Consider the following 13,762-nt stretch of genomic DNA (forward strand, 5'->3'; position numbering starts at 1 on the left):
TAAGCCCTTTGATCTCCACCGCTAACATCACCATGCAGTTCGGCTCCAAGCCGCTGTTCGAAAACGTTTCCGTCAAATTCAACAACGGCAACCGCTACGGCCTGATCGGCGCCAACGGTTGCGGCAAGTCGACCTTCATGAAAATCCTCGGCGGTGACCTGGAGCCTTCCGGTGGCCAGGTCATGCTTGAGCCGAACACCCGCCTGGGCAAGCTGCGCCAGGACCAGTTCGCCTACGAGGAATTCACCGTGATCGACACGGTGATCATGGGCCACGGCCAGCTGTGGAAAGTCAAAGCCGAGCGTGACCGTATCTACTCGCTGCCGGAAATGACCGAAGAAGACGGCATGGCTGTCGCCGAGCTGGAAACCGAATTCGCCGAAATGGACGGCTACACCGCCGAGTCCCGCGCCGGTGAACTGCTGCTGGGCCTGGGTATTCCGCTGGAGCAGCACTTCGGCCCGATGAGCGAAGTGGCACCGGGCTGGAAGCTGCGTGTACTGCTGGCCCAGGCGCTGTTCTCGGACCCGGACGTGCTGCTGCTCGACGAACCGACCAACCACCTGGACATCAACACCATCCGCTGGCTGGAAACGATCCTCACGGCGCGTAACAGCACCATGATCATCATTTCCCACGACCGGCACTTCCTCAACAGCGTCTGCACCCACATGGCTGACCTGGACTACGGTGAGCTGCGCCTGTTCCCGGGTAACTATGACGAGTACATGACCGCGGCCACCCAGTCGCGTGAGCAGCTGCTGTCGGACAACGCCAAGAAGAAAGCCCAGATCGCCGAGCTGCAGACCTTCGTCAGCCGCTTCTCGGCCAACGCCTCCAAAGCCAAGCAGGCCACTTCACGTGCCAAGCAGATCGACAAGATCCAGCTGGCCGAGGTCAAGCCGTCCAGTCGCGTCAGCCCGTTCATTCGTTTCGAACAGGCGAAGAAATTGCACCGCCAGGCTGTGGTTGTCGAGAAAATGTCCAAAGCCTTCGACGACAAGGTGCTGTTCAAGAACTTCGACATCACCGTCGAAGCGGGCGAGCGCGTTGCGATCATCGGCCCCAACGGCATTGGCAAGACCACCCTGCTGCGCACCCTGGTCGGCGAGATGACCCCGGATGCGGGTTCGGTGAAGTGGACCGACAGCGCCGAAGTGGGCTACTACGCCCAGGACCACGCCCACGACTTCGAAGACGACATGACCCTGTTCGACTGGATGGGCCAGTGGACCTCTGGCGAGCAGGTTATCCGCGGCACCCTGGGGCGCATGCTGTTCTCCAACGACGAAATCCTCAAGTCGGTGAAGGTGATTTCCGGTGGTGAACAAGGTCGCATGCTGTTCGGCAAGCTGATTTTGCAGAAGCCGAACGTGCTGGTGATGGACGAGCCGACCAACCACCTGGACATGGAATCGATCGAAGCGCTGAACCTGGCGCTGGAAAACTACCCGGGCACCCTGCTGTTCGTCAGCCACGACCGCGAGTTCGTGTCGTCGCTGGCCACGCGCATCATCGAGCTGTCGGCCGATGGTGTGGTGGACTTCAGTGGCACCTACGACGACTACCTGCGTAGCCAAGGTGTGCTGGTCTGATTGATGGGACGGCCTGGCCATCTCGTATGGCCGGGCCTCATCGTGGGCAAGCCCGCGAAGCCCCCACCGACGGGCACGACCCGACGAATAATTCGTTAGCCTGCTTTCTTTTCCTTTGCGCAACGGCCATGATGGGTCCACGCCCAACCGCCCGCCCGCGAAAGAGCCCATGACCGCGCAACAACCTGCCCACGCCAGTAACACGCTGCACATCACCCTGCAGATCCTGTCGATCGTTTTCTATACCTTCATTGCCTTCCTCTGCATCGGCCTGCCGATTGCGGTACTGCCCAGCTATGTGCACGACCAGCTCGGCTTTGGCGCAGTGATCGCCGGTGTAACCATTGGCCTGCAGTACCTGGCCACGCTGCTGAGCCGCCCGTTTGCAGGAAGGGTGGCGGACACCTTGGGAGGGAAACAGGCCATCCGCTTTGGCCTACTGGGCATTGCCGGTTGCGGGGTGTTGACGTTGCTGTCAGCCTGGACCCTCACCTTGCCGCTGCTGAGCCTGGCACTGCTACTGGTTGGACGTTTGCTGCTGGGCATCGCCCAAGGGCTGATCGGTGTGGCCACCTTGAGCTGGGGCATCAGCCAGGTGGGCGCCGAACACACTGCCAGGGTGATCTCGTGGAACGGCATCGCCTCCTATGGCGCGATCGCCATCGGTGCGCCGATCGGCGTTCTGGCCGTGGACGGGCTGGACTTCAGCGTGCTGGGGCCGGCTTTGCTGGTGCTGGCAACCCTTGCCTTGCTGGTGCTTCGCAAGCGCCCCGACGTGGTCGTGGTGCGCGGCGAGCGGCTGCCCTTCTGGTCGGCGTTCGGCCGGGTTGCCCCGTGTGGCCTGGGTTTGACCCTGGCTTCGATCGGCTACGGCACCTTGACCACCTTCGTCACCCTGTATTACCTCGAGCGCGGCTGGGCCGGCGCGGCCTGGTGCCTGAGTGCGTTCGGCGTGTGCTTCATCATTTCGCGGCTGCTGTTCGTCAACGCGGTCAACCGCTTTGGTGGCTACAACGTAGCGGTCGCCTGCATGGCCACCGAAGTGCTTGGCCTGAGCCTTCTGTGGCTGGCGCCCTCGCCGCTCTGGGCGCTGGTTGGCGCCGGGCTGACCGGTTTCGGTCTGTCGCTGGTGTACCCGGCATTGGGCGTGGAGGCCATCAAGCAAGTCCCCAGCAGCAGCCGCGGTGCCGGGCTGGGCGCCTATGCCGTATTTTTCGACATGGCCTTGGCCATTGCCGGCCCGGTGATGGGTGCCGTGGCTGTCCACCTTGGGTATGCTTCGATCTTCTGCGTGGCTGCCCTGCTCGCCCTGGCCGGAGTCGGCCTAACGTTGTGGCTGGCGCGGCGCGCCCGTCGTAGCTGAACGCTCAGCCGGCGCTGGCGCCCCCAACGCCTGGCTGAAGAACGCTGCCGTTTCTCGCTGCAGCGAATGATGGATATGCCGGCGGTCAACGCCGTCGGCGTCCTTGCACAGCGCCGGCATTCGCGCGTACTGCTCGGCATCGCAGTGGGCCATGAACACGAAATGCCCGGCACCGGCCAACAGGCGGTAGTCCGGTGTGACCGGCAGTTTGCGGGCTAGGGCCTCGGCATTACGGTCTACCGCCACAAGCTGATCGCTGTCGCCACTGTAGATCAGTGCCGGAACCTGTACCCCAGCCAGCGCATGGCGCCCGAACAACAGGCTCAGCGGCGCCATCAACATGACTGCCCCCACTCGCGGGTCGGTCTCGGGCACCAGTTCGCTGCGGTCGGCAATCAGTACGCCGTGGGTCCTGCAGGCGTCTGCGTCATTCGGGCGTTCCAGGCAGTACTGACGCAGACGGTCCAGGTCGGGGCGTGCGCCAGACAGGATCAACGCGGTTTCTCCGCCGGCCGAGTAGCCGATCACGCCCACCTTGCCTTCATTCAGATACGGCCCGAGCACTGCATCATCACGCGCTGCGGTGATCGCCGCGCTGACTTGTAGCGGCCGTCCATAAAGATTGCTCAGGGTGCCAAGGCGACTGTGGTCGCGCACGTTGTCCCCAGGGTGCACCACCGCCACCACCACGAACCCTTGGCGCGCCAGCGACGTGGCCAGGTAATGCAAGGCCAATGGGCTGCCCGTATTGCCGTGAGACAGGACCAGCAACGGGAATCGCCCCATGGCGACGGGCACCTCTTCGGCCACCTCGACGGGATACCCATCTATACGCCTGCTACGGGTTTTGCCAATGGCCGGGTAGAACGCCAGCGCTTGCATCGGGCGGCTATCGACCGGGTCGGTCAAGGTCATAGTGTGCAGCCCGGCAACCCACGGCGCGGCCTCGGCGCGAGCCAGCAGGCCGCCGAGCAGGACCAGCGCCAACACGCAGCGTGCAATAGCCATCGCCAGCGGCTCCTTGCAGGACGAAGTGATAACCCAGCATAAAACCGGCCGGGCTTGTACCGGATGAAAACTGGATGAAACCGCCGTCATGCAGGCTGCGCTTGCGCACTGTGCATTTGCGCATTGTGTCGAACCCGTGGCATAGATGCAGGTCACGTATTCATGTGACCGTTTCGCGCCATTGAAGGAGATTCATGCATGAGCAAGCCTGCCTACGTGCCACCCAAAGTCTGGCGCAACGACGCAGCGTCCGGCGGCCAGTTCGCCAGCATCAACCGCCCGGTAGCCGGCCCGACTCACGACAAGGATCTGCCACTGGGCAAGCACCCGCTGCAGCTGTATTCCCTGGCCACACCCAATGGCGTCAAGGTCACCATTGCCCTTGAAGAGCTGCTTGCCCTGGGCCACGCCGGTGCCGAATACGACGCCTGGCTGATCCGCATCGGCGAGGGTGATCAGTTTTCCAGTGGCTTCGTCCAGGTCAACCCCAACTCGAAGATTCCCGCGCTGCTCGACCGCAGCGTGGAGCCGCCGGTGCGGGTGTTCGAATCAGGTTCGATCCTGCTGTACCTGGCCGAAAAGTTCGGTGCTTTGCTGCCAAAATCGCCGGCTGCGCGCACCGAATGCCTGAACTGGTTGTTCTGGCAGATGGGTGCGGCGCCTTACCTGGGCGGTGGTTTTGGCCACTTCTACGTGTATGCCCCGGAAAAGTTCGAGTACGCCATCAACCGCTTCACCATGGAGGCCAAGCGCCAGCTGGACGTACTGGATCGGCGCCTGGCCGAGAGCCGTTATCTGGGCGGCGAGGCATACAGTATTGCTGATATTGCCGTGTGGCCGTGGTATGGCCAGCTGGTACGCGGCAACCTGTATGACGCAGCGCAATTCCTGGCGGTGCACGAATACCCGCATGTGCAGCGCTGGGCTGAGGAAATCGCCCTGCGCCCAGCCGTGCAGCGCGGCACCCGGGTCAACCGTACCTGGGGGGATGAGGCCAGCCAGGTGCCAGAGCGGCATGCAGCGCAGGATTTAGCCGACTGACCCGGACCTTGGGAGCGGGCTTGCCCGCTCCCACAAATGTGCCCGCGGCAAACTTTTCACCTCAGCGCCAATACTGCGCATCATCCACCACCCTGGTATGTCCCTCGAACAGCGCCGGCAGCTGTTCCTTGAGGTAGTCAATCCAGGTGCGTACCTTGGCATCCAGGTAGTGGCGCGACGGATACATTGCATACAGCGCACTCTCCCTCAGCCGATACGGTGCCAACAACCGCCGCAAGCGCCCCTGCTCAATCGCCTCGCTGGCGGTGTAGAACGGCAGCAGGCCAATGCCCATACCCAGCTCGCTGGCCACCAGCATGGCGTCGGCGACATTAGTGGAAAAGCTGTCGTTCGGCGCAATTACACACTGATCAACCCCTTGCGGGAACACCCAGTCGCCTTCATACATCGGGTAAGCCATGCGCAGGCAACGATGGCCGTGCAAGTCTTCGGGGCGCTCCGGTACACCGTGGGTGTCCAGGTAACCGGGGGCCGCGCAGGGGATGCTGAATATGTTGCCCAGGGGCACAGCGATCAACTGCGAATCCGGCAGCGCACCGTCCACGGTGATCACCACGTCATGCCCTTCGGCCAGCGGGTCGGGATTGCGCTGCGACAGCGTCAGCTCGATCACTACGTCCGGGTATAGCGTGTTGTAGCCGGCCACCAGCGGCATCAGCAACAGCCCCATGCCGTGCGGGCAATGCAAACGCAGGTGGCCGCGAGGTGTGAGGTGCGCCCCACGCGCTTCGCCCACGGCTTCTTCGGTCAGCAACATGATCTGCCGCGCACGTTCCAGAAACCGCTCACCCGCCTCGCTCATGCGCAAGCGCCGGGTAGTGCGGTGCAGCAGGCGGGTCTGCAGCTGGTTCTCCAGCTCGGCAACGATGCGCGAAACCTGCGCTGCAGAAATATCCAGAGCATTGGCAGCTGCAGCGAAGCTGCCACATTCCACCACCCGGGTGAAGGTACGCATGGCATGCAGCATGTCCATGAAGGTGTGCTCCTTACATTGTTTTATTCTTGCGTTACAGGCAGGAATCTATCACGGTTTAGCCCATTTATTGTGGATGACCAATGAATAGATGATTAGTCATCCATAGAAAAAGGAGCCTGTCATGAAACGCTCGATCGCTGTCCTTGCCCTTGCCGCTGCCTTCGCTTCGTTCGGTGCTTTTGCCGATGCCGGCAACAACCCGCCGGTCAGCAGCAGCTATGAATACGGCATGCCGCTGGACGTGGCCAAGGTCATCTCCATCACCCCGGCCAGCAACGCCGCCGACTGCCAGGTGGGCACCGCACACATGGTGTACGTCGACCATCAGGGCCAGAAGCGCGAAATCGACTACCGGGAAATGGGCAACTGCTCGCAGCAGTAAGTCAGGCCAGCACCTGGGTGATCCAGCCCACCTGCTGATTGAAATCGTCGATCTTCGCCTGAGGCACCGCATCGCGGGCTCGCTGGAAATTGGCCAGGGTCTGCTGCTTCTGCCGCAGCATGCGCCGCCACTTGACCAGAAAGGCTTCGCTTTTTTCCTGCATCAACACGGGGCCGAAGTACAGCTGTTCAGCGCTATACACCGCCCTGCCCGGCTCGGCGACGATGATCTCGTAATCGAAACGGTTTTCCCGTAGCAGCTCTTCGCTGACGATCTGGTACCCATTGCCCGCCAGCCACTGGCGCAATTCGCGCTCACCGCCATTGGGCTGCAGTACCAGGCGCGTGACGCCGCCAAGGCGCTGCTTGCCGGCTTCGAGTATCTCGCACATGGTGTCGCCGCCCATCCCGCAAATGCTCACTACCGAGATACGGTCTTGCGGCTCGACCGCTGCCAGCCCATCGGCCAAGCGTACGGTTACCTGCGCTTGCAAGCCGTTTCTGCGCACATTGCGCTGGGCCGAGGCGAACGGCGTCGGCGCCACTTCACCCGCTACAGCGGACTCCAGCACGCCACGCAGCATCAAGGCAACCGGCAGGTAGCCGTGGTCCGAGCCAATGTCGGCCAGGCGCGCCCCCTGCGGTACATGAGCGGCCACGCGCTCCAGGCGCCTGGACAAAGTCTGTTCGTTCAACGTAAACCCCTGGTTTTGCAATCACCCGCGATTCTGACGGCGAACGCCGCGCATTTCAAACGCCGAGGCACCCTCGACCGGGCGAAGGCGCTCGCGTAGGCTTGCCGTTTTCCTTCCGTTGCAAGGCAGACACACCATGGCAAATGCAGACATCATCTACACGCCGGACCCGGACGCCGAGTCCATTTCCTCGGACGTTGCCGAGTACAACGGCGTGCTGGTCACCACGCAGATCCCGACCCACGCCGACGGCAGCCTGGAACTGGGCGGCATCGTCGAGCAGAGCGAATGCACCCTGCAGGCGCTGAAAGTGGCCCTGGAAAAGGCCGGCAGCGGTATGGACCGCGTGCTGCACCTGACCATCTACCTGACCGACATGGCCGACCGGGCAGCGTTCAACGAGGTGTACCAGCGCTTCTTCAGCAAGCCCTGGCCGGTGCGTGCGGCGGTGGGTGTGGCTTCACTGGCCTTTGAAGGCATGCGTGTGGAAGTGACGGCGATGGCTGCCAAGCGCTGAGCTGTGCTTGACGGGGGTGCGCAGCGCCCCAACATCGTTGCTTCACCGCACAATCGCCAGGGCCGCGCTGCGGCCCTTTCGCGACCCAAGGCCGCTCCCACAGTTGCGCCTACTCGCAACCCATCCCGCACCTCTCGGCACCCCAATGATGCCGCCAGCCCGTTTCACCGCTACAATGCCCGCCTAAACCGTGACAGCCCGAAAATATAACGACATGTCCCTTCCAAAGAATCACCTGGAACTGCTCAGCCCTGCCCGTGACGTGGCCATCGCCCGTGAAGCGATCCTGCACGGCGCTGACGCCATCTATATAGGCGGCCCGAGCTTCGGCGCACGCCATAACGCCTGCAACGAAGTCAGCGATATCGCCGAGCTGGTCGAGTTCGCCCATCGCTACCATGCACGCGTGTTCACCACCATCAATACCATCCTTCACGACAACGAGCTGGAACCGGCGCGCAAGCTAATTCACCAGCTGTACGATGCCGGCGTTGACGCACTGATCGTGCAGGACCTTGGGGTGATGGAGCTGGACATCCCGCCGATCGAGCTGCATGCCAGCACCCAGACCGACATCCGCACCCTGGAACGGGCCAAGTTCCTCGACCAGGCCGGATTCTCGCAACTGGTACTGGCGCGGGAGCTTAACCTGCAGCAAATCCGTACCATCGCCGCCGAAACCGATGCCGCCATCGAGTTCTTCATTCACGGCGCGCTGTGCGTGGCGTTCTCTGGCCAATGCAACATTTCCCATGCGCAGACCGGCCGCAGCGCCAACCGGGGTGATTGCTCGCAAGCCTGCCGCCTGCCCTACACGTTGAAAGATGACCAGGGCCGCGTGGTCGCGTTCGAGAAACACCTGCTGTCGATGAAGGACAACAACCAGACGGCCAACCTGGCTGACCTGGTCGATGCCGGCGTGCGTTCGTTCAAGATCGAGGGCCGCTACAAGGACATGGGCTATGTGAAGAACATCACCGCCCATTACCGCAAAGAGCTCGATGCCATCCTTGAAGACCGCCCGCAGTACGCCCGCGCGTCCAGCGGCCGTACCGAACACTTCTTCCTGCCCGACCCGGATAAAACCTTCCACCGCGGCAGCACCGACTACTTCGTTACCGACCGCAAGGTCGATATTGGCGCCTTCGACTCGCCAACCTTTACCGGCCTGCCGGTGGGCGTCGTGGAAAAGGTCGGCAAACGTGACATGCAGGTTGTCACCGAGGTACCGCTGACCAACGGCGACGGCCTCAATGTGCTGGTCAAGCGCGAAGTGGTGGGCTTCCGTGCCAACATCGCCGAACTGCGTGGCGAATTCGAAGAGGACGGCCAGAAGCGCTACCGCTATCGCGTCGAACCCAACGAAATGCCGGAAGGCCTGCACAAGCTGCGGCCCAACCACCCACTGTCGCGCAACCTCGACCACAATTGGCAACAGGCCCTGCAACGCACCTCCTCCGAGCGCCGGGTCGGCGTGGAGTGGCACGCGGTACTGCGCGAGCAGCGCTTGATGCTTACCCTGAGCAGTGAAGAAGGCGTGAGCGTGCAGGTGGCCCTGGACGGCCCGTTCGGCGTAGCCAACAAGCCGCAGCAGGCACTGGAGCAGTTGCACGACCTGCTCGGCCAGTTGGGCACCACCCTGTACCACGCCGACCGCATCGAACTGGATGCCCCGCAGGCGTACTTCATTCCCAACTCGCAGCTCAAGGCCCTGCGCCGCGAAGCCATCGAGGCACTGACTGCAGCACGCGTGCAGGCGCATCCGCGTGGCGGGCGCAAGGCCGAGACCACGCCACCGCCGGTGTACCCCGAGTCGCACCTGTCGTTCCTGGCCAACGTATACAACCAGAAGGCCCGCGACTTCTACCACCGCCACGGCGTGCAACTGATCGATGCGGCCTATGAAGCCCATGAAGAACATGGCGAAGTACCGGTGATGATCACCAAGCACTGCCTGCGCTTCTCCTTCAACCTGTGCCCCAAGCAGGCCAAAGGCGTCACCGGCGTGCGCACCAAGGTGGCACCGATGCAGCTGATCCAGGGTGACGAAGTGCTGACCCTGAAGTTCGACTGCAAGCCGTGCGAGATGCATGTGATCGGCAAGATGAAGAGTCACATCATCGACCTGCCGACCCCGGGCAGCGCGGTGGCCCAGGTGGTGGGGCATATCAGCCCGGAAGACTTGCTCAAGACCATCCCACGCGGACCGCACTGAGGTCGCCTGACAGGGCCTCTTAGCGGGTAAACCCGCTGCTACACGGGCTTGTGGTTTCCCTGTAGGAGCGGCTTTAGCCGCGAATACGGTAGCCGCGACAACGGTGAACGGCAGGTGGAAATTGGCTAGCAGGCCCAGCCCTTTCGCGGGTAAACCCGCTCCTACAGGGGGTTGTGGTTTCCCTGTAAGAGCGGCTTCAAAGAACGGCGCAAGCGTACCTCAGCGCCGCTCAGCGTATCTGGTGCTTGTGCAGCAACCGATAGAACGTGGGCCGTGAAATGCCCAGTACCTTGGCCGCCACGCTCAGGTTGTCGCTGTGCCGGTTGAGCACATCGCACAGCGCCTGGCGCTCGGCGCGCTGCTTGTATTCTTCCAGCGTGCCCAGCGGCTGTTGTTCCGGGTCGAGCAGTTGCAACCCCAGGTCCTGCGCCTCGATCTGCCGCCCTTCAGCCAGCACCAGCCCGCGGCGCACGCGGTTGGCCAGCTCGCGCACATTGCCCGGCCAGTCATGCCGCCCCATCGCCGCCAGGGCATGGTCGCTGAACGACCGTGGCCGACGCCCGGTCTCCACGCTGTAGAAATGGGCAAAATGGTTGGCCAGCATCGACAGGTCACCATGCCGGTCGCGCAACGGCGCAGTCACCACCTGCAAGACATTCAGGCGGTAATACAGGTCTTCGCGAAAACGCCCTTGCTCGATGGCCCGCTCGAGGTCCACATGGGTAGCCGCCAGTACCCGTACATCCACCGGGATTGGCTGGCTGCCACCTACCCGCTCGATGTGCTTCTCCTGCAAAAAACGCAGCAAGTTGGCCTGCAATTCCAACGGCAGGTCGCCGATTTCATCAAGGAACAACGTGCCGCCGTCGGCCGCTTCGATACGCCCGGTCTTGCGCTGGTGGGCACCGGTAAAGGCGCCCTTCTCATGGCCGAACAGTTCGGACTGGATCAAATGCTCGGGGATCGCCCCGCAGTTGATCGCGATGAACGGCTGCTCGCTGCGTTGCGACTGGCGGTGCAAGGTGCGCGCCACCAGCTCTTTGCCGGTGCCGCTCTCACCGCGGATCAGCACAGGCGATTCGGTGGGTGCCAGTTTCCCCAACAACTTGCGCAACTCGCGGATAGGCCGGCTTTCGCCGAGCAACTCATGGGTCGCCTCATCGACCTTGACGGCCCCCTTGCCGCGCAGGCGCGCCATGCCGAATGCCCGGCCCAGGGTTACCTGCACGCGGGAAACGTCGAACGGCAGCGTATGGAAGTCGAAAAACCACTCACACACAAAATCACCGAACGCCGGCATGCGCAACTGATCGGCGCTGAGCACGGCAATCCATTCGGTGTTGCTGCGCTTGATCATGTCCTTGACCGCGTCCGGGTGCCGCAGGTGCGAAGCCTGCAAGCGCAATAGCCCGACATCGCACGTGTGGTCCAGCGCAGCCCCGAGCATACAGCTGTCCACATCCCAGCCTGCGTTGCGCAGGCCAGGTAACAAGCGGTGGCAATCGTCGCAGGGGTCGACGATAAGCAAACGGCGTTGAGCGGCAGGCTGCTGCATGACCGATCCTTGGCGCCAGTTTTTGGTTTTTTGAAGTAAAACAGCAAGTTGTGGCGCCCGTTTAACAGTAGCAACGAAGTTGACGGTTCCCAGTACCGTCTGTCTGCCGAATCATTTTTTTACAAACCACCACGGGAATTTTCGCACTTTATCGACATCACATGGCGGCGCAGGCAAGAACAGCGTCGACCCTGAAAAAAAATTTACAGCCAATGTGTGACTTACCCACGAACAACGAGCATCAGTAGACATAACCCCGCGCTGCACTTCGCGATAAATGAGGCGACTTTGAAGCAACGCGGACTCACTTCGATGTTTGGGACCATAGAGAGACCGAACCATGAATGCCCCGCTCCGTGTCAACGAAGCACTGCTGATTGCCGACCACGCCTTCGAACCTTTCCAGTGCGTTGCCTGGGATGCACCCAATGGTACTGGTGAGCTAAGCCTGGCAGTGATCGACCGGACCAGCACCCGCATCGGCGCCAAGCAAGTGTCGTCGCGCATCTACTCCGACCCGGCCCAGTGGGCCAGCCTGATTGAAGAAGTGCGCGCCGAATTGTGTGAAAAGGGCTACGACCTGCAACCGTGGTCGATGCCTAAGTAATATCGGCCGGCACAACAAGTGCGTGCACTGTCACGCACTTGTACAACTTCTCTGCTGCTGTTGTGGCAACTTTCCCCATTGCGACATCTTGTCGCAACACGCTATTTCAATCCACCACCTTGAATTGTTGCAAGTGCTGGTAATCGGCCCGCAATTGTTCTGCCAGACGCTGCGCGCGCCCCAGGCGCACTGGCGCCAGTTCCATATCGACCAACAATGTGGCGCACGGCATCGGCTGCACGGTATTGCTGTGCTGCAGGCGACCGTCGGTGAACACCAGGCAACGCAAGGCCTCTTGCGGGTGGGCTCGCTGCCGTGCCTGTAGCCAGTGCCGGGCCTGTTCCAGTGCGGCGATAAGCGGCGTGCCCCCGCCTGCCCCCAAGGCCTGCAGCCAAGGTTGCAAGGCAGCGGATGCCTTTAGCCCGTGACGCTGCCACTGTGGCGTGCGCCCGCTGGCTGTCAGCAGGGCCAGGCGGGCGCGCTGGCGATAGGCTTGGTCGAACAATGCCGCCAGCAACCCTTTGGTCTGTGCCAGCGCCTGATGGCGCCGGGTTGAAGCCGAGGCATCGACGATCACCAGCCACAATTCTTCCGGCCTGCCTTGGCGCTGCTGCCAGCACAGGTCCTGGCGCTGCCGTGGCCGCCCTTTGAGCAAGGTCGGCAGCCAGGCTACCCGGCCGGCCGGTGCATTTCGCACAAGGCCACGGCGGGTACCGTTCTGCTTGCCTATGCCCGCTCTGGCATCCGCCCCTTTGGCTGGTGGCTGGGGGATGCTCAGAGCTTTTTTGCCCAGTTCGGCACCTCGCGGCGGGCGCCGCTGGCTACCGGCTGTGCCGGTAATGCCCCCCAGTCGCCCTGCCCGCCCTGTTCGCCAGGGTTGCCGGCGCCGGGCTGCTGGTCAGGCGCCTGTGGCGCCGACGGCGGGTTGGCATGGGGCGCAACGCGGCGGCGATGGCGCAAGGCGAATTCGGCCACCGCCTCGACATCCACTTCTTCGATAGCTGCAGCCCCACGCCAGGCACAGTGGGCGCGCGCAGCGCGCAGCCACACCAGGTCGGCGCGCAGGCCGTCCACGCCGGCGGCGTAGCAGCGCTCGGTAATCCAGGCAAGCGCCTGGTCATCCAGGGCAATGTCGGCCAAGGTCTGGCGCGCCGCCTGGCAGCGCTCGCGCAGTTGCGCCTGAGCCTGAGCCCAGTGTGCGCAGAACGCCTGAGGGTCACTGTCGAAGGCCAGACGGCGGCGAATGATCTGCTGCCGGGCCTCGGGCTCCGGCAAGCCCTCCAGCGCCACGTTCAAACCGAAACGGTCGAGCAACTGCGGGCGCAGCTCGCCCTCTTCCGGGTTCATGGTGCCGATCAGTACGAAGCGGGCGCTGTGCCGGTGCGAGATGCCGTCGCGCTCGATGCGGTTGGTGCCGCTGGCAGCCACGTCGAGCAACAGGTCGACCAGCGTGTCGGGCAGCAGGTTGACCTCATCGACATACAGTACACCGCCGTCGGCCTGGGCCAGCACACCCGGGGAAAACTGCGCCTTGCCCTGCCCCAGCGCGGCATTCAGGTCGAGGGTGCCGACCAACCGCTCTTCACTGGCGCCCAATGGCAAGGTGACGAACGGGCCTTCGCCAAGCAGGTCGGCCAGGCCACGGGCCAGAGTGCTCTTGGCCATGCCACGCGGCCCTTCGATCAGCACGCCACCGATCCTGGGGTCGATGGCGGTCAGGCACAGCGCCAGTTTGAGGTCGTCTGCACCGACCACGGCCGCCAGCGGAAATTGTACGGGTTCACTCAT

13 protein-coding genes are annotated in these 13,762 nt (G+C 62.9%); 7 read left to right on the plus strand and 6 right to left on the minus strand.

Annotated elements, in window-relative coordinates:
* The first annotated feature begins 8 nt into the window (after nucleotides 1-8).
* On the plus strand, nucleotides 9-1,595 hold the full coding sequence (locus LVS58_RS19480) for an ABC-F family ATPase (protein ID WP_233692394.1): 1,587 nt from the start codon (nucleotides 9-11) through the stop codon (nucleotides 1,593-1,595).
* 169 nt (nucleotides 1,596-1,764) lie between these two features.
* Nucleotides 1,765-2,958, plus strand: a complete 1,194-nt coding sequence (locus tag LVS58_RS19485; RefSeq protein ID WP_233692395.1) for an MFS transporter — start codon at nucleotides 1,765-1,767, stop codon at nucleotides 2,956-2,958.
* On the opposite strand, the gene LVS58_RS19490 is transcribed toward LVS58_RS19485, so the two are convergent.
* A complete protein-coding gene (locus LVS58_RS19490) occupies nucleotides 2,920-3,966 on the minus strand; it encodes an alpha/beta hydrolase family protein (RefSeq protein WP_233692396.1) in 1,047 nt (348 codons plus the stop codon). The genes LVS58_RS19485 and LVS58_RS19490 overlap by 39 nt on opposite strands.
* Before the next feature lie 198 nt (nucleotides 3,967-4,164).
* Here LVS58_RS19490 and yghU point away from each other — a divergent pair, with 198 nt between their 5' ends.
* Nucleotides 4,165-5,007 carry a glutathione-dependent disulfide-bond oxidoreductase gene (gene yghU, locus LVS58_RS19495; RefSeq protein WP_233692397.1) on the plus strand — a complete coding sequence of 281 codons (843 nt, stop codon included), beginning with the start codon at nucleotides 4,165-4,167 and terminating at the stop codon, nucleotides 5,005-5,007.
* A gap of 61 nt (nucleotides 5,008-5,068) precedes the next feature.
* On the opposite strand, the gene LVS58_RS19500 is transcribed toward yghU, so the two are convergent.
* Nucleotides 5,069-6,001 (minus strand): LysR family transcriptional regulator, encoded by a 933-nt coding sequence (locus tag LVS58_RS19500; RefSeq protein ID WP_233692398.1) that lies wholly within the window; start codon nucleotides 5,999-6,001, stop codon nucleotides 5,069-5,071.
* Between the two features lie 124 nt (nucleotides 6,002-6,125).
* Between LVS58_RS19500 and LVS58_RS19505 the strand changes: the two genes are divergently transcribed.
* A complete protein-coding gene (locus LVS58_RS19505; protein WP_233692399.1) occupies nucleotides 6,126-6,386 on the plus strand; it encodes a DUF2790 domain-containing protein in 261 nt (86 codons plus the stop codon).
* A 1-nt stretch (nucleotide 6,387) separates the two neighbouring features.
* Here the strand turns inward: LVS58_RS19505 and LVS58_RS19510 are convergent, their stop codons facing one another.
* Nucleotides 6,388-7,080 (minus strand): tRNA (adenine(22)-N(1))-methyltransferase, encoded by a 693-nt coding sequence (locus LVS58_RS19510; protein ID WP_233692400.1) that lies wholly within the window; start codon nucleotides 7,078-7,080, stop codon nucleotides 6,388-6,390.
* Nucleotides 7,081-7,216: 136 nt separating this feature from the next.
* Between LVS58_RS19510 and LVS58_RS19515 the strand changes: the two genes are divergently transcribed.
* On the plus strand, nucleotides 7,217-7,597 hold the full coding sequence (locus LVS58_RS19515; RefSeq protein WP_003247927.1) for a RidA family protein: 381 nt from the start codon (nucleotides 7,217-7,219) through the stop codon (nucleotides 7,595-7,597).
* A gap of 214 nt (nucleotides 7,598-7,811) precedes the next feature.
* A complete protein-coding gene (locus LVS58_RS19520; protein ID WP_233692401.1) occupies nucleotides 7,812-9,812 on the plus strand; it encodes a peptidase U32 family protein in 2,001 nt (666 codons plus the stop codon).
* 229 nt (nucleotides 9,813-10,041) lie between these two features.
* Here LVS58_RS19520 and LVS58_RS19525 read toward each other — a convergent pair whose 3' ends face one another.
* Nucleotides 10,042-11,367: a sigma-54 dependent transcriptional regulator gene (locus tag LVS58_RS19525; RefSeq protein ID WP_010954363.1), complete on the minus strand. Its 1,326-nt coding sequence runs from the start codon at nucleotides 11,365-11,367 to the stop codon at nucleotides 10,042-10,044.
* 340 nt (nucleotides 11,368-11,707) lie between these two features.
* Between LVS58_RS19525 and LVS58_RS19530 the strand changes: the two genes are divergently transcribed.
* The gene (locus tag LVS58_RS19530; RefSeq protein ID WP_003247923.1) at nucleotides 11,708-11,974 is read left to right on the plus strand and encodes a hypothetical protein; all 267 of its coding nucleotides are present in this window, start codon (nucleotides 11,708-11,710) and stop codon (nucleotides 11,972-11,974) included.
* A 106-nt stretch (nucleotides 11,975-12,080) separates the two neighbouring features.
* On the opposite strand, the gene LVS58_RS19535 is transcribed toward LVS58_RS19530, so the two are convergent.
* Both LVS58_RS19535 and LVS58_RS19540 read right to left on the minus strand, forming a co-directional pair.
* Nucleotides 12,081-12,671, minus strand: coding sequence for a vWA domain-containing protein (locus LVS58_RS19535; RefSeq protein ID WP_233692402.1), 591 nt, complete (start codon nucleotides 12,669-12,671; stop codon nucleotides 12,081-12,083).
* Between the two features lie 77 nt (nucleotides 12,672-12,748).
* Nucleotides 12,749-13,762, minus strand: coding sequence for an ATP-binding protein (locus LVS58_RS19540; RefSeq protein WP_233692403.1), 1,014 nt, complete (start codon nucleotides 13,760-13,762; stop codon nucleotides 12,749-12,751).

The organism is Pseudomonas sp. JR33AA (assembly GCF_021378985.1).
GTDB classification, from domain to species: Bacteria; Pseudomonadota; Gammaproteobacteria; order Pseudomonadales; family Pseudomonadaceae; genus Aquipseudomonas; species Aquipseudomonas alloputida.